The 21,873-nt window shown below is 37.9% G+C and carries 19 protein-coding genes; 13 read left to right on the top strand and 6 right to left on the bottom strand.

The window, feature by feature from the left end; translation table 11 throughout:
* The first annotated feature begins 22 nt into the window (after positions 1–22).
* Entirely contained in the window at positions 23–1,417 is a 1,395-nt protein-coding gene (pdxR, locus tag QNH17_RS27200; RefSeq protein WP_283876441.1) for a MocR-like pyridoxine biosynthesis transcription factor PdxR, read from the top strand.
* 20 nt (positions 1,418–1,437) lie between these two features.
* Here pdxR and QNH17_RS27195 read toward each other — a convergent pair whose 3' ends face one another.
* The 4 genes from QNH17_RS27195 to QNH17_RS27180 all read right to left on the bottom strand — a co-directional run bounded on the left by QNH17_RS27195 (position 1,438) and on the right by QNH17_RS27180 (position 7,421).
* Positions 1,438–2,322, bottom strand: coding sequence for a nitrilase-related carbon-nitrogen hydrolase (locus QNH17_RS27195; RefSeq protein WP_283876440.1), 885 nt, complete (start codon positions 2,320–2,322; stop codon positions 1,438–1,440).
* A gap of 85 nt (positions 2,323–2,407) precedes the next feature.
* Entirely contained in the window at positions 2,408–3,922 is a 1,515-nt protein-coding gene (locus QNH17_RS27190; protein ID WP_283876438.1) for a CoA-acylating methylmalonate-semialdehyde dehydrogenase, read from the bottom strand.
* A gap of 48 nt (positions 3,923–3,970) precedes the next feature.
* Entirely contained in the window at positions 3,971–5,323 is a 1,353-nt protein-coding gene (locus QNH17_RS27185; protein ID WP_283876437.1) for an aspartate aminotransferase family protein, read from the bottom strand.
* A 514-nt stretch (positions 5,324–5,837) separates the two neighbouring features.
* On the bottom strand, positions 5,838–7,421 hold the full coding sequence (locus tag QNH17_RS27180; RefSeq protein ID WP_283876436.1) for a PucR family transcriptional regulator: 1,584 nt from the start codon (positions 7,419–7,421) through the stop codon (positions 5,838–5,840).
* A 160-nt stretch (positions 7,422–7,581) separates the two neighbouring features.
* Here QNH17_RS27180 and QNH17_RS27175 point away from each other — a divergent pair, with 160 nt between their 5' ends.
* The 9 genes from QNH17_RS27175 to QNH17_RS27135 all read left to right on the top strand — a co-directional run bounded on the left by QNH17_RS27175 (position 7,582) and on the right by QNH17_RS27135 (position 16,656).
* Entirely contained in the window at positions 7,582–9,210 is a 1,629-nt protein-coding gene (locus QNH17_RS27175; protein ID WP_283876435.1) for an amidohydrolase, read from the top strand.
* The gene (locus tag QNH17_RS27170; protein ID WP_283876434.1) at positions 9,207–9,407 is read left to right on the top strand and encodes a DUF3311 domain-containing protein; all 201 of its coding nucleotides are present in this window, start codon (positions 9,207–9,209) and stop codon (positions 9,405–9,407) included. The genes QNH17_RS27175 and QNH17_RS27170 overlap by 4 nt, the downstream gene beginning before the upstream one ends.
* Complete coding sequence (locus QNH17_RS27165) at positions 9,407–10,891, top strand: sodium:solute symporter family protein (protein ID WP_283876433.1); 1,485 nt, start codon at positions 9,407–9,409, stop codon at positions 10,889–10,891. Before QNH17_RS27170 ends, QNH17_RS27165 begins: the two co-directional genes overlap by 1 nt.
* Positions 10,892–10,908: 17 nt before the next feature.
* Complete coding sequence (locus QNH17_RS27160; protein ID WP_283876432.1) at positions 10,909–12,138, top strand: Zn-dependent hydrolase; 1,230 nt, start codon at positions 10,909–10,911, stop codon at positions 12,136–12,138.
* Between the two features lie 350 nt (positions 12,139–12,488).
* Positions 12,489–13,307, top strand: coding sequence for a transporter substrate-binding domain-containing protein (locus QNH17_RS27155; RefSeq protein ID WP_283876431.1), 819 nt, complete (start codon positions 12,489–12,491; stop codon positions 13,305–13,307).
* A gap of 99 nt (positions 13,308–13,406) precedes the next feature.
* Positions 13,407–14,069, top strand: coding sequence for an amino acid ABC transporter permease (locus tag QNH17_RS27150; protein ID WP_283876430.1), 663 nt, complete (start codon positions 13,407–13,409; stop codon positions 14,067–14,069).
* On the top strand, positions 14,056–14,778 hold the full coding sequence (locus QNH17_RS27145; protein WP_283876429.1) for an amino acid ABC transporter ATP-binding protein: 723 nt from the start codon (positions 14,056–14,058) through the stop codon (positions 14,776–14,778). The genes QNH17_RS27150 and QNH17_RS27145 overlap by 14 nt, the downstream gene beginning before the upstream one ends.
* Positions 14,779–14,791: 13 nt before the next feature.
* On the top strand, positions 14,792–15,634 hold the full coding sequence (locus QNH17_RS27140; protein WP_283876428.1) for a fructoselysine 6-kinase: 843 nt from the start codon (positions 14,792–14,794) through the stop codon (positions 15,632–15,634).
* Positions 15,635–15,687: 53 nt separating this feature from the next.
* The gene (locus QNH17_RS27135) at positions 15,688–16,656 is read left to right on the top strand and encodes an SIS domain-containing protein (RefSeq protein ID WP_283876427.1); all 969 of its coding nucleotides are present in this window, start codon (positions 15,688–15,690) and stop codon (positions 16,654–16,656) included.
* A gap of 194 nt (positions 16,657–16,850) precedes the next feature.
* Here QNH17_RS27135 and QNH17_RS27130 read toward each other — a convergent pair whose 3' ends face one another.
* Complete coding sequence (locus QNH17_RS27130) at positions 16,851–17,579, bottom strand: UTRA domain-containing protein (RefSeq protein ID WP_283876426.1); 729 nt, start codon at positions 17,577–17,579, stop codon at positions 16,851–16,853.
* 222 nt (positions 17,580–17,801) lie between these two features.
* Between QNH17_RS27130 and QNH17_RS27125 the strand changes: the two genes are divergently transcribed.
* Complete coding sequence (locus tag QNH17_RS27125; protein ID WP_283876425.1) at positions 17,802–18,770, top strand: SIS domain-containing protein; 969 nt, start codon at positions 17,802–17,804, stop codon at positions 18,768–18,770.
* 165 nt (positions 18,771–18,935) lie between these two features.
* On the opposite strand, the gene QNH17_RS27120 is transcribed toward QNH17_RS27125, so the two are convergent.
* On the bottom strand, positions 18,936–19,550 hold the full coding sequence (locus QNH17_RS27120; protein WP_283876424.1) for a DUF421 domain-containing protein: 615 nt from the start codon (positions 19,548–19,550) through the stop codon (positions 18,936–18,938).
* Between the two features lie 592 nt (positions 19,551–20,142).
* Between QNH17_RS27120 and QNH17_RS27115 the strand changes: the two genes are divergently transcribed.
* Both QNH17_RS27115 and QNH17_RS27110 read left to right on the top strand, forming a co-directional pair.
* On the top strand, positions 20,143–20,547 hold the full coding sequence (locus QNH17_RS27115; RefSeq protein WP_283876423.1) for a GNAT family N-acetyltransferase: 405 nt from the start codon (positions 20,143–20,145) through the stop codon (positions 20,545–20,547).
* Between the two features lie 340 nt (positions 20,548–20,887).
* Positions 20,888–21,862: a GGDEF domain-containing protein gene (locus QNH17_RS27110; RefSeq protein ID WP_283876422.1), complete on the top strand. Its 975-nt coding sequence runs from the start codon at positions 20,888–20,890 to the stop codon at positions 21,860–21,862.
* Positions 21,863–21,873: the final 11 nt, after the last annotated feature.

Genomic DNA, 21,873 nt, shown 5'->3' with positions numbered 1-21,873 from the left:
ACATGTCAAGGGTGTATTGTAAATGAAAAATACCATTTTTGCTTTTAAGGATGATTCGCCCAAATACAAACAAATCTACGAGCAGTTTAAATTATTTATTGAGAGTGGCGACATACCAGCTGGTGACCCGCTGCCTTCCATTCGCGGGCTCGCAGACTCCCTGCAAGTAAGTCGGAATACAACATTAATGGCATATGAGCAGCTTGTAGCTGAAGGATATATTCGTGGTGAGGGTCGAAAAGGGTATATTGTGAATGAATTAGAGCCTCTTTTATTTCAAGATGCCATCGTTCTTCCTAATAAAGAACAGACAAAGTCGGTGACACCAGGCCTAATTGACTTTCGAGCAGGAGCCGTAGATCAAAGCCATTTCCCCCTGAAAATTTGGAGGAGAATAGCCAATCGAGTTTTAGCCTTACAGGAGAGCTTTCGATACGGGGAACCCTTTGGTGAACTGTGCTTGCGTGAACAAATCTCCACATATTTACTCCAATCCCGTGGGGTAAAAACAGATCCAAATGCGGTCATTATCGGCAGCAGTACCCAACAAATGCTGATTTATCTCGGACAAATCCTGAAGGAGGAGTTCACTAGCATTATTGTAGAGGACCCAGGTTATGATGGGGCAAGGGAGGCTTTTCAATTTCATAGTTTCACGCTTGAAACTTTACCAGTTTATGAATCAGGTGCTGATTTTTCAAAATTAGAAGAAATGACTTCAAGGTTAATCTATGTAACACCCTCCCATCACAGTCCAATTGGAGTAAGTATGTCTATTCAACAAAGGCAAATGCTTATTCATTGGGCTAATAAGAAACATGGATTTATTATCGAAGACGATTATGATAGTGAATTTCGATATACACAGCAGCCATTTCCAGCACTGGCTTCCATTGATTCAACAAAGGTTATTTACCTAGGGAATTTCTCAAAGTCATTTCTTCCAGGAATCCGTCTAAGTTATCTGGTGCTGCCACAGAAACTTTTAAACCGTTATAAACACCGATTTAAACATTTCGAGAGTACCACTTCCCTTATTAGCCAGCTGACAATGGCTAAATTTATGGAGGAGGGGGAATGGAATCGCCATATTAAACGGATGCGGCTGGTGTATAAGCGGAAAATGCAGTGCTTAGTTTCAGAATTAATCAAGCACTTCAACAAAACTATTTCCATTATTGGGGAACAGTCTGGTTTGTACGTTTTAGTTAAGGTCCGTCTAAATCATTCTGAAGAGTGGTTAATCGAGCAAGCTTCCATTTATGGGGTTAAAGTGTATCCTACCTCCATCTATTTCATAAAAAATCATTCTGATGAAGCAATAATTAAGCTCGGTTTCAGTAATCTTACTTGTGAGGAAATACAATTAGGTGTAGAGCTTTTAAAAAAGGCTTGGGTCAGACCCCCATCATGTTAAAGCAGTGGGGGTCAGACCCATTAGATTAGACTCATGGATTTGTAGGGCTCATATTTTGAATAAACATCTTCACGGCGGGAGCGATCAACAAAGGTAGTGGCGGCACCAGTTTTTCTATTTTTATAGAGTTCATCAATATCAACGGTACCTGTGACTACGGTATGTTTATTTGTCTCGGCTTCTGCCACAATTCCGTTGGGCGTCCAAGCCAGGTCGCAGGGACTTAGTATGGAGGAACGGCCAAAGCCATTGGGCAGGGGAGCTCCAGGCTCACCTACAGTCGGACAGTGAACAAAATATACTTGATTTTCGATTGCGCGTGCCTGTGCCGAGTGGCGTACCCGCCAGAATCCTGCTTCCGTAAATGTGTATGATGGACAGAAAATGATTTCCGCTCCATTTACACTTAAAATTCGGGACACTTCAGGAATTTCCGCTTCATAGCAAACCGCCAGCCCGATTTTAGCAGGACCAATAGAAAATACCTCTAGAGTATCGCCTTCGGATGTTTGCCAATTTGCCTCAGCAGGAAAGATGTGCGTTTTTTTGTGTTCTACATAAGACCCATCTTGATCAAAAATATAGGCGATATTAAAATATTTATCTTCCCGCTTTTCCAGGTGAGAGCCGGCAATGATGATTTGTTGTCTGCTTTGTGCAAGACGACGGAACAATTCTTTATACTGAACTGTGTACTTATCTATCTTGGTTAATTCAGCGGCGGTTAACTGATCTGCATCCGGGAAACTTGCGAGGAGTCCTACTGTAAAAAGTTCTGGGAATAGGACATAATCTGTATCGGCAGGAACTTGATCAATCAGTTCCAGCACCTGTTTTTCAAATGCTTCAAAGGAATCTACTTTTTCTACACGGAATTGGCATGCACTAATTTTTACTTGTTTCAACTTTAGCCCCCCTGGGAAGATTGTGTTTTTTTAACAAAAGTGCCTGACACCACCCGCATATTGTCGGGAGTGACAGGCACTATTCTTATTTATTACTAGGGAATGCAAAAGATAGATCACTATTATCACTTGATGATAACCAGCGTTCTGAAACTGTTTTTGTCTTCGTATAGAACCGTGCTTGGTCTGGGCCAAACATTTGCCCGTCGCCGAATCTTGAACCCTTAAAACCAGCAAAATTGTGAAAGCCTACTGGAATTGGAATGGGTACATTTACACCGACCATTCCTACATCAATTTCAGTAGTGAATTTTCTAGCTGCCAGCCCATTATTGGTATAGATGGTTACACCATTTGCTAATTCTTGCTGATTAATTAACTTGATTGCTTCCTCTAAATTATCAACACGTACAATATTACGAACAGGACCGAAAACTTCTTCTTCATAAATTTTCATTCCTGGTTTCACATGGTCAAGTAACGTTGGGGCGAGGAAGAATCCTTCGCTATTTTTGGTAATCTCTTTATTACGTCCATCACAAACGAGTGTTGCACCTTCTTCTTCGCTGAGATCGATTGCTTTTAGGATGCTTTCTTTTGCTTGCGAGGAAATAACTGGGCCGTAATCTGCGCCGTCTGTAAAAGCTCCTACTTTTAAGCGGTCAACCTTTTCTTTTAAAATTTCTACCAAGCGATCAGCTGTTTCTTGTCCGACCGGCATTAAGGTAGAAATGGCCATACACCGTTGTGAAGCCGCACCATATCCTGCACTGATGAAAGCATTCGCTACTTGTTCTAAATCAGCATCTGGCATAACGACCATATTATTTTTTCCGCCGCCTAGGGCAACCACACGTTTGCCATATTTAGCGCTAGTTTCATAAATATAGTGTGCTACTGGTGTAGACCCAACGAAGGAAATGGCCTGGACTGCTGGGTTTTCTAGTAGTTCATTTACTGCCTCTTTATCACCATTGATTACTGTCCAAATACCATCTGGAAGTCCTGCTTCTTTCCATAATTCACAAATATATAAAGCGGTCATAGGTACACGCTCAGACGACTTTAAAATCACCGCATTTCCAACGGCTACTGCCATGCTTGTTTGCGCTAATGGCACCATGATTGGAAAATTAAAAGGAGAGATGGCGGCCACTACACCAAGTGGATATTTAGCTGAATAGGCATTAATTTGTCCGCCTACATTCACTGAATATTCACCCTTCATAAAATGTGGCGCATTAATTGCTAAATCTACTGATTCTAATCCACGAGTAATTTCACCCATTGCGTCTTCTTCTGTTTTCCCGCTTTCGGTGCAAATTAATTGGATTACTTTATCCTTATTTTCCATTAGTAGGTTTCGGAAATTCAGGACAACTTCTGCACGCTTTGCTACGGAGAGATCACGCCATGCCGGAAAGGCGGCTTCTGCTTTTTTTATAGCATCTTTCACTTCATTGGAGGAAGCTAATGGTACTTTCGCAATGATTTCGCCCGTTGCCGGATTGAACACATCTGAAAAACGGCCGCTCTCACCTTTGATCATTTTTCCATCAATAAAATGTGTAAGTTCTTTCACATCAGTAATGTTTGTCATCTATCCGTTCTCCTTTCGATTTAAAAAGCTATTCCTTGATTCGTTTGGTTATAATGATTCAATTGCTTGAACTAATTTTGCTAGAATAAAATCCTTTTCCTCTAACGTAATATTTAATGGTGGAGATAAGGTTAACACGTTGTTATATCCTGCAACAGTTACACCATTTTTTCCAATAATTAATCCTTGCTCTTTGCACTTAGCAATCACTTGATTGACCTTTTCTACAGCTAAAGGATCTTTTGTCTCACGGTCTTCGACTAGCTCGATTCCAACAAGCAATCCTTTTCCGCGAATATCACCAACATGAGAATGCTGCGAAATTCTAGCTTTTAATTCTTCTATTAAAATCGCACCCATTTCAGTAGATTGTTCAAATAAGTTTTCGCGTTCCATAATTTCTAGATTTTTTAACGCCACTGCGCATGCTGCTGGAGAGCCTCCAAATGTATTGATATGCCGGAAAAAGTCATAATTGCCGTTTTTCGTAAACTCCTCATAAATTTCTCTCTTTACTGCCGTTGCTGAAAGTGGCATGTACGCGCTGGTAAGTCCCTTTGCCATGGTAATAATGTCTGGCTGAACCCCATAATGTTGATGGCCAAAGGCTTTTCCTGTCCGTCCGAAGCCACAAATGACTTCATCGACAATTAATAAGGCACCATGCTTCTCGCAAACTTCTTTTACACCCTTTAAGTAATCATCCGGAGGCATAATAACCCCGCCGCCTGTAATAATCGGCTCCAATATCATCGCCGCAATGGTTTCTGAATGTTCCCATGTCATGATTTCGTCTACTGCTTTAACAGAAGGTAAATCGCTTGGATTCTTAAATCCATCTTCATTGGAGCGATATTGATCGGGCGCTTTTACATGAATAAATCCAGGTGCTAATGGTTCGTATTTATATTTCCGTTCTGCTTGCCCTGTTGCCGCAAGTGCTCCCATGGAATTCCCGTGATAGGCGCGATAACGAGATACAATTTTATAACGGCTGCCTTGACCTTTTTGCTGGTAATACTGCCGAACGATTTTAAATGCTGTTTCATTTGCCTCAGAGCCGCTATTGGAGAAAAATACTACATAATCTCCACCTAATAATTCGCTGATTTTTTCAGCAAGTAAAATCGCTGTAGGATGCCCATTTGTTAATGGTGTATAGTTGTTCTCTAGAAGTTGGTCATAGGCCGCTTTTGCTATTTCTTCTCTTCCATAACCAACATTTACACACCATAACCCCGACATGGCATCTAAATAACGTTTGCCCTCAATATCTGTCAGCCAAGCACCTTCCGCTTTTTGAATGATAGAAGTAGCTTGCGGGTTATACGGCTTCATTGAATGCCAAAGATATTTCTCATCTTTCGTGACTAAATTTTCACCCGTTTGAACATTACCCATCCTGAGTCACTCCTTTACAATTTGTTTCGTCTGTCTTTATTGTGAAGGGTTACGCTCCTATTATCATCAGACATAATGTAAAACGTTTTCGAAAGATGTTTCACATATTGACAACTTTTTTTTAAAAGGCTGTGTCAAAGTGTTTATTTGGCACCCTGTTGATTGGAGCGGAAGGCACGAAGACTCCTCGAAAATGCTATCGCATTTCCTTCGTGCGTGGGCGGATTCGAGGAAGTAAATTCAATGTCCTGCGGGAGGACGGGGCAGGGGAGACCCCGCAGGAGCGCAGCCACGAGGAGAAGGAAAAGCGGAAGCGCCTTGTTCAGCCCCGACAAGCGCTGGAGGGCTTGACGTTGAAGTCGTTCTTTGACTTCAGCGACAGGACCGAAGCGACCTCGAGGGGCTAGGCGCTGTCGCTGGACAGGCTCGCCGGACCGCCCGCGAACCGCTCGTGCCTGGAGCGGAAATCAACAGGCAACTTTAACAGAGCCTGTACGAAAAAAATCCCTCTTTCTTAAGAGAGATTCTCTACATCTGCAGACTGGAAATTAAATTGAGTAGCGAGCAGCATTAATTCAACAACAAGCCGCTTAGGCGGAAGCATATAATCACTGCCTATTAAGCTTTCAATTTTAGACAAACGATGATATAAGGTTTGACGAACAATAAATAGCTTCTCAGCAGTCTCATTTTTCTGACAATTATTCTGTAGATAAACCTGTAATGTTGTAATCAAATTCCCATTATTTTTAGCATCGTATTCAAAAAGGGGCTCTAAATATCTTTTGGCTAAATCCATAATGGCTTTATTTTTTTGCAGCTGAAGAACTAATTGATGTAAGTACAGATCTTCATAAAAATAAGAAAGATGGGCAGCATTACTTCGGATTAACATGGTATCCTGTGCCGTTTCGTAACTTTGATGGACTAATTTATATTGTTTTACAATCTGCCCGACCGCCGTAGTGACAGACATATCTATATATTTATGATTCTTTCTAAAGTCCTTGATTTTCTCAATGCATTCGATAATCCGGTGTTTTAGATCATGTCCATAGATATCCGCAATAATATAAATGAGCCGTTGTTTTTCTTCTAATAGAAATAAGACAAATCCTTTTTTTTCAAAAACATTCCGGGAGTATAATTTGTAATAATTTAAATCATTTTCTTTTTTTGATTTCTTTATCTGATCGATTAATACAAAGTAAGAGCAATTTAATAAATGGTGAAAACTCTGTTCCTTTAGGAATGAAGCGATTACGGAATCTTCAACCGTTCCACCTAACCAAGCCTCTAATAACATGCGAGAGTGCATATTTTGTTTCTCTTCTATATATAAACTGCGTAACAAATATTGTGATAGGGCAATAACCGTTCGATCTAATACTAACAATTCAAATTCATTGATCGTGCGATCCTCGGTGAAAATACAGACTTCCCCATAACGTTCTTCTAATATATTTACTTCACATTTGGCAAAATGCCTTGAACTCCCCTTTGTTTCATAATTGTCTCTTAAGTTCTTATATACCTGGTGTTTTTCATTTGGAATAAAAAATGGCTGCTGACCGTTTATGATAAAGGCAACATTCATGTTTAAAAATCTATTAAGTCTCAATAAAATATGTTCATAATGAGTGATTTTTAAGGTTAATTTGTTGATTTCTTGAGAATAATTCTCCAACCGTTTGATCATTTCATACTGTTGATTAATTAATATACTATGTATTTCTTGTGTTATTTCAATAAAGGGAACGACTTCGCTAAACACAAGAATGGGGAAAAGATGTAAATTAGCCAGTTCGATTACTTGATGTGGTACGGATTGAATATGTTCACCAAATTCAATACATAATCCGGCTGCTTCTTTTTCAATCAGTTGTTTTACAAAATTGAATAGAGTCTTTTCCTCTATGAGTTGAATTCCAGTCGTTAAAATTAATTCGTTGCCCTTTATTAAACTAGTGATCTCTTTCGATTCTAGTATATGAACCCACTTGATTGTATTCGAAACCCCGCCATGACCTGCTATCATTTCCACGTTTTGAAAATGTTTTTTATCAAATAAATCTTGAACCGTTAGCGAATAAGACATTTTAAACCTCCCCTAAAAAAGAGCGCTTACAAAGAATAATATAACATAATGTAAAACGGTTAAGAAAACTTCTTTACATTATGTTCATACCGAGCGGCTAAAAAGCTATGTTATATTTATTTTTGTTATTATCTAAAAATTAAAAAAAAGGAGTGAACCAATGAATCAGACAGCTCTATTAAACGGTGAAGTCATTTCAGTGAATAGTAGAAACGAAGTTTTTGAAGCATGTTTGATAGAAGATAACAAAATTGCAGCAGTAGGAACAACAGAAGAAATTAAAAAACGTATTACCTCCTCAACAAAAGTCATTGATTTGCATGGAAGGACTGTTTTACCAGGTCTGATTGATGCTCATATGCATCTATTTTTATACGGCAATACATTAATGCACCTCAACTGTAAAGAACCCTCGATTCATTCGATTCAAGAGCTATTAGAAAAACTAGCAGGCATTGTTCAAAAGGCGAAAAGTGGACAAGTAATACGCGTTTTTGGATTCAATGAGTTAATGGTAGAAGAACAACGTTATCCCACCATTCAGGAACTTGATCAACTAACAGAAGAACACCCGATCGTCATTACCCGTACCTGCGGGCATATCGGCATTGTTAATTCAGCTGCCTTAAAGTTAGCCGATATTGATGCCGCTACACCTGATCCTCAAGGCGGAACCATAGAAAAAGACAACAACGGCAGTTTTACAGGCCGCCTTATCGAAAATGCCTTTTTACAATTTAATCAATATGTGACTTATAGTGATGAAGAATTGTTTGATGCGCTGACAAAAGCGCAAGAACAATTATTTGCTTATGGAATTACAAGTGTCCATGATGCAGGAGGATTTGACGAAAACACCTTTAGAATCATGCAAAAGGCTTCAAATAAAAAGCAGCTAAAAGTCAGGACTTATGCCGTGATTGCTAGTCTAAACGATTGCGAAAACTTTACGAAAAACATGATAAAGGCTGGTGTCATGACTCATACTGGCAATGACTTTTTCAAAATTGGACCTGCCAAACTATTTACTGATGGCAGCAGTACAGGACCGACCATCGCTACGCGTGAGCCTTATACCAGTGATGGGGACAATTACGGTTACTTGATGTATACAGAAGATGAACTGTATTCCATCCTCTCCGAAGCCCATCAAAATGACTATCAAATTACCGTACATGCCCAGGGAGATAAGGCGATTGAGCAATATTTGGGTGTGATTGAACGATTATTAGATGAACATCCGCATGATGATCATCGCCATCGTGTAGAGCATTTAGGAATATGTCCGCCCGACTTGCAAGAAAAAGCTAGGGCACTAAATGTTATTCCAATTCTCAATCCTTCCTTCCCATATGAATTTGGGGAAAGTTATATCCGCAATTATGGTGAACGAACTGATTATATGTATGCAGCGAAGGACTTAATGGACCAAGGCATCATCACCGCCGCAGGCTCTGATGCACCGATAACAACCGTTAACCCATTCGTAGGCATTTACACGGCCGTTGCCAGGTTGACCCGACAAGGTACTGCTTTTGGACAGCAACAAAAAGTGTCACTAATGAATGCGATCCGAATGTATACGTATAACGCGGCCTATGCAAGCTTTGATGAAAAGAGTAAAGGCAGCATTGAAGAAGGTAAATTGGCAGATTTAGTGATATTAGATACTTCTCTATTAAACAGTCCTATCGAAAAGATAACCGAAATTAAAGTGGATGCAACGATGCTAGATGGTGAAATGGTTTATGAAAAAAACAAGAATAGGAATGGAGTGGGAATTAAGTGAGAAAGTATGCGCAGCTTTTACTGATTATTCCTTTCATTGGAATGTGTGTCCTTTTGCCAGTAGCTGATCGTATTGAACCGTATATATTAGGGTTACCATTCTTACTATTTTGGATTGTATTATGGATGATTCTATCATCGGTTGTTCTGCTCATCGTGTATAAATTAGATCCTGCAAATAAAGGAAGTGAAGTGTAATGAACAGTGCTTTGGTCATTATCTTTCTTGTAGCTATCGTCGCTTTATACTTAGGAATTCGAGCAACCCGTGGAAAAGAAATGAACGTCAATGAATTCGCGGTTGGGAATAAAGGATTCGGCACACTCTTCGTATTCCTGCTCATTGCAGGTGAAGTTTACACAACCTTTACCTTTTTAGGGGGCAGCGGCTGGGCTTATTCAAAAGGTGCAGCAGCTTACTATGTTCCAGCCTATATTTGCTTGGCTTATGTGCTTTCTTATTGGATGGTTCCTAAAATTTGGCGTTTTGCGAACAAGCATGGGGTTATTTCACAGCCTCAATATTTTATGAAAACTTATAACAGTAAAGCACTTGGTTTGGTCGTCGCTTTCATCGGTTTAATCGCGCTCATCCCATATATCGTCATCCAATTAAAAGGATTAGGAATCATCGTATCAGAAGCTTCTTATGGAACTATTTCACCATTAATGGCTTCTACAATCGGTGCAGCGATTGTGACGATTTATGTTACGGTCTCTGGTATCCATGGATCTGCTTGGAATGCCGTATTAAAAGATATCATGATTTTATTTGTGATTGTATTCTTAGGTATCTATATTCCTTATCACTATTTTGGCGGAATCAAGCCTTTATTCGAAGCCCTTCAAACCGCTAAACCGGAAGTATTAACCTTCGCATCTGAAGGCTTCAGTAAGTCATGGTTTATTTCTACCATCGTATTAAATGCATTTGGTTTTTACCTATTACCACAGTCGTTTAGTGTAGTCTTATCTGCTAGAAGTGAGCGTGCATTAAAGAAAAACGCGATCACGCTGCCGTTGTATACGATTTTAATTTTATTTGCTTTCTTTATTGGATTTTCAGCGATTATTCAAGTACCTGGTTTAGAAGGTGCTGATGGTGACCTTTCACTGTTACGTCTCACGATGCAAACATTCGATCCTTGGTTTGTGGGAATTGTTGGCGGGGCTGGCGTACTTACGGCGTTAGTACCGGTATCCGTGATGGTCATGTCTGGTGCAGTCGGGTTAATGACAGGTTTTTATAAGTTAATTAAGCCAAATTCAAGCGATCGTCAGCAACTAACCGTATCTAAATTATTTGTTTTATTCATTATTTTAACTGCTTATATTTTCAGTATTTTCGGCGGAGAAGCTTTGGCTATTCTAAACATCATGTCATATGGTTTAATTACCCAATTAGTGCCTGCGCTGATTTTCGGATTCTTTAATACAAAGTTCATGAATGCGTACGGAGCGATTGCCGGCATTATAACAGGTGTTTCCATCGTATTATTTAATTCAGTCACTGCATTTAAATTAGTCAATATTTTCCCAAATATTCCAAGTGTCATTAATGATATCAACATTGGTTTTGTAGCCATTGCTATTAATATTTTCATAGGAGTAAGTGTAAGTTTACTAACTAACACATTTGTAGCAAGAGAAAGTTCCAAGGTAGTAGAAGAAATGGCAAAATAATTAAAGGAGGAATCCTTGTGATAAAGTGTAATGCGAACCGACTTGAAAAATTAATCGATTTATTTAGTTTGTTTGGCAAAACAGATAACAACGGAGTAACAAGGCTATCATTATCTGCTGAAGATATCGCAGCACGTAAGAAATTCCAAACACTATGTGAAGAAATAGGAATGACCGTAACTTACGATGATATGGGGACCATGTATGCGACCTTACCAGGAAAACGAAACTTGCCGCCTATTGTAATTGGTTCTCATTTAGACTCTGTTGTCAAAGGCGGGCGTTTCGATGGTGTGCTAGGTGTCCTAACTGCTTTAGAGACGGTCTATACGATAAAAGATGAAAATATCGAGTTAGATTATCCAATTACAATTGTCAATTTTACAAATGAAGAAGGAGCTCGGTTTGAGCCATCTCTTATGGCTTCCGGTGTGTTATCCGGAAAGTTTGATAAAACAAAAATGCTCGCTTCAACAGATAAAAATGGCATTACATTTGCTCAAGCATTAAATGAAAGCGGTTTCGAAGGCTCTGAGAAGAATCGGTTAAAAGAAGCTAGCGCTTATATCGAATTGCATATTGAACAAGGACCTGTACTTGAAAGGAAAAACTTAGATATAGGTGTGGTAGTAGGTGTACTAGGAATGGTGTGCTATGAAATCACTGTCTATGGAGAATCCAATCATGCAGGTACCACACCGATTAGCATGCGCAAAGATCCAATGTTCACTGCTGCAAATATGATTGCAGATATGCAAAAACAACTACAAAGACTGGATTCGGATCTTGTTTACACAATCGGAAGGATCAATGCCTATCCAAATATCCATACCGTTATTCCTTCAGAGGTAACCTTTACTTTAGAGGCAAGACATCAGGTTCCTGAGGTTATTGCCGAAGTAAGTAGAATCGTGGAGCATTTACCAAAAAATTTAAATGAATGTTCAATCAAATCAACCCTTCTATGGGATCGAGATACAGTAGACTTTAATGAAGAAGTAATCAATGCTGTTGAATCTACTTGCAAAGAGTTAGGCTATCAAGAAAATCGAATGTATAGCGGCGCTGGCCATGATGCCCAATTTATCGCCTCTTATATACCAACGGCAATGATTTTTGTACCAAGTGTAAATGGCTACAGTCATCGTGAAGATGAATTAACTTCATATGAAGACTGCGCTAAAGGTGCTAATGTTTTGCTTAATAGTGTATTAAAATTAAGCTGTGAAAAAGTAGATATCCTCTAAAAAAAGGTTCAGTCCCCTGCTAGTTATTGTAGCGGGGGACTGAACCTTTTTTTCTTGTTATTAAGTAAGAAATAATATATTTTACTAATATTTTCTCTATATCCAAAGAATTTATGATTATCCCTTACAATCGAAGTTTTGTTTGAGCACTTATTATGTTTTTTCGGGAGAAAACACATATTGATTCAAACGCTTACATAACTTTTAATTGATAATTTTCAGAATTTTAGTTGACTTTATTCGATGGAGTCATTAATATAATGTTATATAACGTTATCAGTTTTTGCGAATATATTAATATTTTATAATAGTAAAAAAATTGAAGTGGAATACTAAGGAGGAAGAGGAATATGAAAAAAGGAATCTTGAAATCAATAACAGGGATGGCATTAGCTGGAGTTCTTACTATTTCATTGGCAGGCTGTGGAACCACTGAAAAAGCAAAGGCAAAGGAAGGACTTGAAGGACTACAGGAAAAAGGGAAAATTGTTGTTGGTTTGATGGCTGCTACACCTCCTTATGAGTTCCATGCGGTTGATGGTGGAGAGGATAAAATTATTGGTTCTGATATTAAATTAATCGACGAAGTAACAAAAGATTTAGGTGTTAAATATGAAATTAAAGATATGGATTTCGATGGTTTATTAGTCGCTCTTCAAGCAGGAAAAATTGACATGATTGTTTCGGCTATCAGTCCAACCGAGGAAAGAGAAAAAAATGCAGACTTCACTAATGTGTACTATAAGGATAGACACGTAATGGTAGTCCGTAAAAAAGAATTGGACAAGTTTACATCAAATGACGATTTGAAGAAAGCAAAAATTGCTGCGATTAAATCTTCTGTACAACAGCAAATCGTTGAAAAGGAATTTCCAAATGCGGAGTTAAAATTATTAGGAAAATCAACTGAATTAGCGATGGATTTAGCAGCTAACAAAGTCGACGCAGTCCTAGTAGATCGCCCAACTGCTACACTTCTTGTTAAGAGTAACCCTAAATTAGCGCTAACTGAACTTCTATTTGATGACGATACAGCTGGAGCTGCGATTGCCATGCCTAATGGTACAGATAAGGAAGTTATGGATACAATTAATAAGACGATTGAAAGAACAAAACCTGATTATGAAAAGTGGTTAACAGACGCAATGACGAAAGTAAAACAAAATTAATATGGCTGCCCCGATAGGATACAAGGATAATCGTTTTTGCTAACACATGTACCCTATCGGTTCGGCACTCGTGAAGCCAGATTCAAAGGGGGGAGTCAATTGAATTTTTCATTCCTTGGAACGTATTATCAATTCTTTTTAACAGGGATCTACATAACGATCATCCTTGCGCTGATTGCGGTAGTTTTAGGAAGTATCCTGGGTGTTGCCTTAACCCTTTTAAGACGCTCCAGATTTAAAACCGTGAAATTTATTGGGGACATCTATGTAGAATTTATTAGAGGCACACCGCTTCTTGCCCAAATTTATATTATCTATATTGGAGTACCTGCTTTATTTAGCGGCAGTGATATTCCTGATTTGGCGGTAGGTGCGATCGCCTTATCGCTTAATGCAGCTGCTTATATTTCTGAAACGATTCGCTCTGGTATTGAAGCAGTTAGCAAGGGTCAAATGGAGGCCGCAAGAAGTTTGGGGATGAATCAAAGGCTCGCAATGTTCGATATTATCATGCCTCAGGCATTTAAAAATATTTTACCTGCCCTGGGCAATCAGTTTATTGGAAGTATCAAGGATTCTTCTATAGTATCTGTTATCGGTGTGGCAGAGCTTATGTATAAAACAACCATCGTTAGAGGAAATACGGCATTAGGTTTGGAACCAATCCTCGTTGCCTCTTTTGGCTATCTAGTACTGACATTTACTTTGTCGAGATTACTAGGAGTTGTGGAAAGGAGGTTGAAGACTAGTGATCATCGTTAAGGATTTGCACAAGAAGTTTGGAAAAAATGAAGTTTTAAGAGGGATCGATGTCACGATTAATAAGGGTGAAGTAGTCGTTGTAATTGGTCCGTCAGGCTCAGGTAAAAGTACTTTCCTAAGATGTCTTAATCTTTTGGAAACTCCAACAGGTGGAAGTATTTTAATAGATGAGAAAGACATTACAGCTAAAAATATCAACATTGACAAAGTGAGAGAAAAAATGGGGATGGTGTTCCAGCAATTTAACCTATTTCCTCACAAAACGGTTCGTCAAAATATTTGCCATGCTCCAATAAAAGTAAAGAAAATGAAGCCTGCTGAAGCAAAGGACTTAGCGGTAGAACTATTAAAAAAGGTAGGCCTGCTGGAAAAGATTGATGCTTATCCATCTTCATTGTCCGGGGGCCAGCAGCAGCGGATTGCTATCGCGAGAGCGCTTGCGATGAAGCCTGAGGTTATGTTATTTGATGAACCTACATCTGCTTTGGACCCTGAAATGGTTGGAGAGGTTTTGGCTGTTATGAAAGACCTTGCCAAAGAAGGAATGACCATGGTCGTAGTCACACATGAAATGGGATTTGCAAAAGAAGTGGGCGATCGTATTCTGTTCATTGATCAAGGAAAGATTTTGGAAGAAAATACCCCGAAGGAATTTTTCGAAAATCCAAAGCACCCCAGGACGATTGATTTCTTATCAAAGGTGTTATAAGTGAGGTTTAATGATGAAAGTAATTGGATTAGGTGACAATGTCGTAGATAAATATGAACACATTCGTACCATGTATCCAGGAGGAAATGCATTGAATTTTGCCGTTTATGCCAAAAGGCTTGGAGTGGATGCGGCTTTTCTAGGAGCATTTGGTACGGACCAAGAAGCAGCACATGTACAGGAAAGTATCCGGCAAATTGAATTGGATATCAGTCATTGTAAGGTTTATGAAGGAGAGAACGGCTGTGCAAGAGTTACCTTAAAAGACGGTGATCGGGTGTTTTTAGGAAGCAACCGCTGTGGTGTATTAAGAGAACATGGATTAAATTTAACAGCTGAAGATTTAAACTATATCAAAGAATTTGATTTAGTGCACACGGGCCTTTATGGATTTACAGAACCGGAATTACCAAGGATTAAAGAGTTAGGTGTTCCCATCGGCTTCGACTTTTCTTCCGATTTTACCGAAAATCAAGTAAATGAAATTGTTCCATTTGTGGATTATGCCTATTTTTCCTGCAGTCATCTAAAGACAGATGCGATGCTTAATCTTATGTTAAAGGTGACAAAGATGGGCTGCAAATTGGTGCTATGCACCATGGGTGAAAAAGGAGCTCTATTATTTGATGGTGCCAAATTCTACGTGCAGGAACCAAAGCATGTTAAAGCAATTGACACAATGGGAGCAGGCGATTCTTTCATCACTTGCTTTATGATGAACTACTTAAGCCAAATCAAAGAAGGAATTTTAAACCAAGATCAAATCATTATAAAGAGCCTGGAGAAAGCAGCTGATTTCTCATCCCAGCAATGCCTGGTTGACGGTTCCTTTGGATACGGAAAGTTATATGTGTGATGAACCATTAATGTAAAGTTTTTGTATAAAAAAGATTATTGGAGGAGAAACAAGTGTCATTAAATTACATCATAAGAGAAATTAAGGAAAAACAGCCAAATATCAAGAGTGTATTTTTTGTAGGATGCGGTGCATCAAAGTCCGATTTATATCCTGCAAAGTATTTCTTTGAAGGAAATGCGAGACATCTTCGTACAAGCCTATATACAGCAAATGAATTTAACTATGCAACGCCAGTTTCTGTTGATGAAACTAGTATCGTCATTACATGTTCTTTAGGCGGAACTACTCCAGAGACCGTAACAGCGACTGCGAAAGCAAAAGAATTAGGTGCACACGTAATCGCAGTTACACATGTTGAAGATTCTGCCCTCACGAAAGATGCAGACTATGTTGTTTACCATGGCTGGGAAGCAAACTATGCAGCAAAAATGGAAAAAATGACAATGGTGTTAGGCCTTGCGGTTGAAATTCTTAACGAATATGAAGGCTATGAGCACTACAACAAAATGCAGGATGGCTTCGCAAAAATTTACAATCTAATTGAATCATCTGTAGCGACTGTTCTTCCACAAGCAAAGGCATTTGCTGATTCTTATAAAGATGAGCCAGTCATTTATGCAATGTCTAGCGGAGCAACTCATGAAGTAGCTTATGCCTTCTCTATCTGCCTACTGATGGAAATGCAATGGATCAACTCCGGAAGCTTCCATGACGGTGAATTCTTCCACGGACCATTTGAAATCGTGGACAAAGGCGTACCATTCCTATTATTGATGAATGATGGCCGCACAAGAGCAATGGATTCAAGAGCACTTGAGTTCCTCAATCGCTTTGATGCAAAAACAACAGTGGTCGATGCGAAGGACTTCGGCTTAGGCTCTGTCATTGCTAAAGAAGTAGTCGATTACTTCAACCCAATGCTGATCACAGGAGTAATCCGTGTTTATGCTGAACAATTGGCAATTGCCCGTAACCATCCACTAACCAAAAGAAGATATATGTGGAAACTTGAATATTAATCTAAATAACATGAGCAAAACAGGTATCGTATTAAACGATACCTGTTTTGTTCATGTTTATATTTTTTTTTGGTAATTGCTGTGATTTTTGATTTTGCGCCACATGTTGGCTGGAGCGGAAATCAACTGGCAAGCTTAAAGCCTTGGTAATAAAAAAACTTCTCTGCCATTGACAGAGAAGTATACAGATCCATTTAAGTTGTGATGGTTAAAGCAATTAATTCCGTCCGTGTTTTAAAGTTAGAAGTATGAATAGGGACTTTGTTTTCATCGTAAACGATTTTATCGATATTAAATAATGTATCACCAATTTCACAATCTAAAGATGCTGCTTCATGACCTGTAGCCGGGACAACTGTAATGATTTTATGGGTAGAACTGGAATTCAGATTAACGTTATATATTTTTTTCAGGACATCATAGGTAGAAACATTCTCAAGAAAGTGACTGGCTAAATCAGGGAAGCGTTCTAAGGAGTAATGTGTTTCATCAATGGTAAAAGGGTAGTCATTAATAAACATTAATCGGACGAGTCTTAATACAGGTGTGTCAATGGGAATTTTCAGGGATTCCGCAATGATAGGATTAGCTTTAATTTCCTCGCAAACAAGAATCCGCTTTGAAGGATTTTTTCCTAGTTGCTTGTTAAAGTCAGTAAAGCCATCAACTGAAACTAGTTCCCTTGCCAGTTTAGTCCGCATGACAAATGTACCTTTTCCTTGTCTGCGCTCTAAAAGTCCTTCTTCCGTCAAATCCTGAATAGCTCTTCTAACTGTTATTCGGCTGACACCATAGATCTCACATAATTCTGTTTCGTTAGGAAGCCTCTCACCTTGTTTATAAACTTCCTGCAAAATAGAATCCTTAATTATTTGTTTTAATTGGTCATATAAAGGTGTTGAAATGGAATTGTTTAATTTCATTATATATGTTCCTTTCAAACGATAAGTCATTATATAATATTATATAACAAAAATGTTTTTAATGGTATAAATTTGATTTGTTATTTCTTAATATTCTTAAAATATATCCTTCCAATTTTATATTCTAATTTTCAGAATTATTGTTGACATTTATAAACTTGGGCATTAATATAATGTTATATAACGTCATATTATATAATATAACTTAATGGAGGATGGAAAATGGAATTAAATTATATCATCTCAGAAATTAAGGAAAAACAACCGGAAATAAAGAGTGTTTTTTTTGTAGGATGTGGTGCTTCAAAAGCAGAATTATATCCTGCAAAATATTTCCTTGATGCTAATGCGAAACAACTTCGTGTAAGTTTATTCACTGCAAATGAGTTCAATTATGCTACTCCAGTATCCGTGGATGACACCAGCATTGTTATTACTTGTTCATTAGGAGGATCTACTCCAGAAACTGTTGCTGCTACTACAAAAGCAAAGGAATTAGGTGCACATGTAATTTCTGTTACGTATGAAAATGGTTCTGCCATTACAAAAGATGCGGATTATGTAGTTTACCACGGCTGGGCAGCTAATTATGCTGCAAAAATGGAGAAAATGACCAAGGTATTAGGCCTAGCGGTTGAAATCCTAAATCAATTTGAGGGATATGAGCACTACAACAAAATGTTAGATGGATTCTCTAAAATCTATGACTTAATCGAAAAGGCTGTATCCTCTGTGGTTCCACAAGCAGTCGCATTCGCAGATGCTTATAAAGATGATCAAGTCATTTATGTAATGAGCAGCGGTGCAACTCATGAAGTAGCCTACTCTTTCTCCATCTGTTTACTAATGGAAATGCAATGGATTAACTCTGGAACGTTCCACGATGGAGAATTCTTCCATGGTCCATTCGAAATCGTAGACAAAGATGTGCCATTCATTTTATTGATGAATGATGGAAGAACAAGGGAGATGGATTCCCGCGCACTTGAGTTCCTAAATAGATTCGATGCTAAAACGACTGTCGTAGATGCAAAAGACTTTGGCTTAGGTTCTGCCATTGAAAAAGAAGTGGTGGATTACTTTAACCCAATCTTAATTTCAGGTGTATTACGTGTGTATGCAGAACAATTAGCTATAGTTAGAAATCATCCACTCACAAAAAGAAGATACATGTGGAAATTAGAATACTAATCTGATATGTTTGTATAATTATTTAAGATACTGGTTAATACCAGTATCTTGCTTTTTTGTAACATAAAAGAAAATAAGCGGAATTTCTCCGGCTATTTATCAGGACAGGTGCTTAACCTGATCCCTCAACCGATAAGTACGGACTCTCTTGAAAATCTTTTTGGCTTACTGTAAATATTCAGGATTAATTTTATGCTTACCCTCAAGTTCCTCAAAAATGCTTGATGGGCTGCTTGTGGCCTCTTGATTCTTAGGAGATATCATCTGGTTTGAATCTAGGGATTTAGCAAAAAAGGTGTTCATTAGTTGTTTAAACTCTCCCGTAGTTAAAGGCTTAGCATCATCATTCAATTCGTACCCAAGTAATCCATTCGGTTCAATCGTTGCATATTTCACATCTCCGATTTTAGATATCCCTACATTTCGCATTCTCATTTCTAATTGATCGACAGTTAGGCGGAGCTTTTTTAAATTTTGCTGATTGATTTCCCCATTCGCAATCACCACTTTGGCTTTACCCGTGATAAATTTTTCAATGGCATTGAATTTGAGTTGTAAATAATCAACAACCAAGACTGTTGCCACAAAAACCGCTGCACCTCCAATTGCCTTTACCATACTTTTTTCAACAATCGGCTGAACAATGATTGTACCAATCGATAGCATAAGGATAGTTTGCGAAAGTGTCATCTGTGCGATTGATTTACGACCGGAAATTCTGATTAGTAAAATACCGGCCAAAATTAAAACGAAAGATTGCCAAATAAATGAAAGATCCACCTAATCACCCTTATTATAGTTTTAAATGTCCTATGATTAGAATGCTAAAAAGTCATTACATTTATAAGTTAAATGATTTGAATATGGTCATCCATCGACATTCTTTTCATCCGTTTGATCGGATATATATAGGAATGGCACGGGTTGAGGTGAATTTTAATTAAACGTTTGTATAGGTTCGAATTGGCGGGAATTAAATAGAATACTGAAAGTTTACGAGAAGCCCATCTTATTTTGTAAAAAGATGGGTTATTTCCTGCGAAATATATTAGTTCTTCGACAATCTTTGTACGTACATTGCAGGGGGGATTCTTATAAATCAATACTTAGAGCTTTTTCAATCAAACGTTTGAATAGTATAGCCTATATGGTATTTAGTCGAATGAGTGTCGAATAATGACGGTAGTAGCATAAACAACATTTTTTTTCTGTTTTTTTCTAGAAAACGTGAACTAGTACAAGACCTACTTAAGGATTGGTTAATTACTTTGTTAAGATATCTAACATAGTTGATGTCGAAAAACAGTTACTTTTTTAAAATTGAATATAAGAAACACAGTTTCTAACTTTAGCTTAAGTAGGGGTTATGAAAATGGAGATTAAAATCGCAAAAGAAATGGATGTTCCTGTTGTATACCGGATTATGCTAGAAGCATTTGAAGAATATCGATCACTTGAAGTTCCTTCGAGTGCCATTAATGAATCGTTAGAAGCATTACAAATTATGGTTAAGAGTAATTCAGAGAAAGCTTTGCTATGTTCGATAAATGGGAGGCCTCTAGGCTCCTGCAGGTTTACCATGAAAGAGGGTATTTTATATTTTTCGCGAGTATCTGTGATACCCTCAGCAAGAGGTAAAGGAATAGCAAAGGCTATGTTATCTTGGCTTGAACAATATGCTTATGACAATTCTAAAAGAAAAATGGCTTGCCGTGTTCGAGTGTCATTACCTAAAAATATTAGTTTGTACCCGGTCTCTGGGTTATTTAATTTCTAAAGAGGAAGTTGTAACGAATCCAAATGGGTTTTTAGTGAAAACTGTTGTAATGGAAAAAACTTTAGGTGTACCGAATAGCTCAATGAATTAAATTGACTTGGAACCTTAGCTACAGGATGTGTAACGATAAAAAAGCCTTCCCGATCAGGGAGGGCATTCTTGTCTTAAATTCAAAATATTTAATAAATTTTAGTAGATTACTCCATCTTTTGCTTTATAATTAAGAAAAAAGAAAATGTTTAGCAGGATGTGGATGAAGTGAAATTTTTATTAAAAGACTTATCACGCAGACCATGCACTTGAAATTATATTTTCTTCTTTGCGCTGGTTTTTTTTAGTAGTGTCAATTGCTGTCTTCACTTTTCAATATGTTGAAAATCCAGATCATATAAAACTTACCTTATTTGTCTCTTTGGTTGTTTTTGGATTCATCTATATGGGTGTTTCAGATTATTATTTACATAAGTCACCTGAAGGGTCGAGGGCGTACACATTTATGGCTAAATGTGGACCGTTCTTTGACTTTATTGCTTTTTCTGCCCTTGTTCCATTAACGGGAGGAATCGAAAGCCCGCTGTTTCCATTGGCGTATTTAATTATTTTACATATTGCTGTTTATTGGAGATTTCTAGGTGGTATCATTGCTGCTATTCTATTTATCTCGGTGTATTCTATCATTTTTTTCAAACAAGTCTCAGATATCTCCTCTTTTGATAGTATCATCAATTATTTCTGCCATGTACTCTTTTTGTTCCTGATCGGTGGTTTAGGCGGAATTATTGTTTCAAGAGAAAGGAAGCATTATTCAGAAAAAAACTTGTTAGTCGAAGTTGCAACTCGTGATTATCTTACGAATTTACTAAATCACCGTTCATTTCAGGAATGTTTGCGAGAAGATTTAGTGAATGATTTAGAATTTTACCTTACTCTTACTGATATTGATAAGTTTAAATGTATTAATGATAAATATGGACATGTGATGGGAGATAAAGTGTTACGTCAAATTGGGGCGATTTTTACTTCTGTTATTCCAGTAAATCATGGGAAAGTTTTCCAATATGGTGGAGAAGAGTTTGCTATCATTCTTTATACCAAGGAACAATTTGAAGTGAACAGGATCCTAGTTCAAATCAAACAATCAGTTGCTAACCATACTTTTTACTGTGAAGGAGAACCCTTTTCTTTAACCATGAGTTTTGGAAGTTGTAAACAAAACGGTGAAAGTCCAGATCAGTTAGTAAAAATGGCAGATAAACTGCTTTATGAGGCAAAGGATAATGGAAGAAATCAAATAGTTTATTCAAATGTTGGGTAGTTAACATGGAG

It is taken from the genome of Neobacillus sp. SuZ13, from assembly GCF_030123365.1.
GTDB lineage: Bacteria > Bacillota > Bacilli > Bacillales > Cytobacillaceae > Neobacillus.
This window is presented reverse-complemented; position numbering and strand designations above follow the sequence as displayed.

Coding starts and splice junctions, on each gene's coding strand:
- QNH17_RS27190 (WP_283876438.1), bottom strand. CDS start 3,922: ATGACAAACATTACTGATGTGAAAGAACTTACACATTTTATTGATGGA.
- QNH17_RS27185 (WP_283876437.1), bottom strand. CDS start 5,323: ATGGGTAATGTTCAAACGGGTGAAAATTTAGTCACGAAAGATGAGAAA.
- QNH17_RS27115 (WP_283876423.1), top strand. CDS start 20,143: ATGGAGATTAAAATCGCAAAAGAAATGGATGTTCCTGTTGTATACCGG.
- QNH17_RS27175 (WP_283876435.1), top strand. CDS start 7,582: ATGAATCAGACAGCTCTATTAAACGGTGAAGTCATTTCAGTGAATAGT.
- QNH17_RS27125 (WP_283876425.1), top strand. CDS start 17,802: ATGGAATTAAATTATATCATCTCAGAAATTAAGGAAAAACAACCGGAA.
- QNH17_RS27140 (WP_283876428.1), top strand. CDS start 14,792: ATGAAAGTAATTGGATTAGGTGACAATGTCGTAGATAAATATGAACAC.
- QNH17_RS27165 (WP_283876433.1), top strand. CDS start 9,407: ATGAACAGTGCTTTGGTCATTATCTTTCTTGTAGCTATCGTCGCTTTA.
- QNH17_RS27130 (WP_283876426.1), bottom strand. CDS start 17,579: ATGAAATTAAACAATTCCATTTCAACACCTTTATATGACCAATTAAAA.
- QNH17_RS27155 (WP_283876431.1), top strand. CDS start 12,489: ATGAAAAAAGGAATCTTGAAATCAATAACAGGGATGGCATTAGCTGGA.
- QNH17_RS27180 (WP_283876436.1), bottom strand. CDS start 7,421: ATGTCTTATTCGCTAACGGTTCAAGATTTATTTGATAAAAAACATTTT.
- pdxR (WP_283876441.1), top strand. CDS start 23: ATGAAAAATACCATTTTTGCTTTTAAGGATGATTCGCCCAAATACAAA.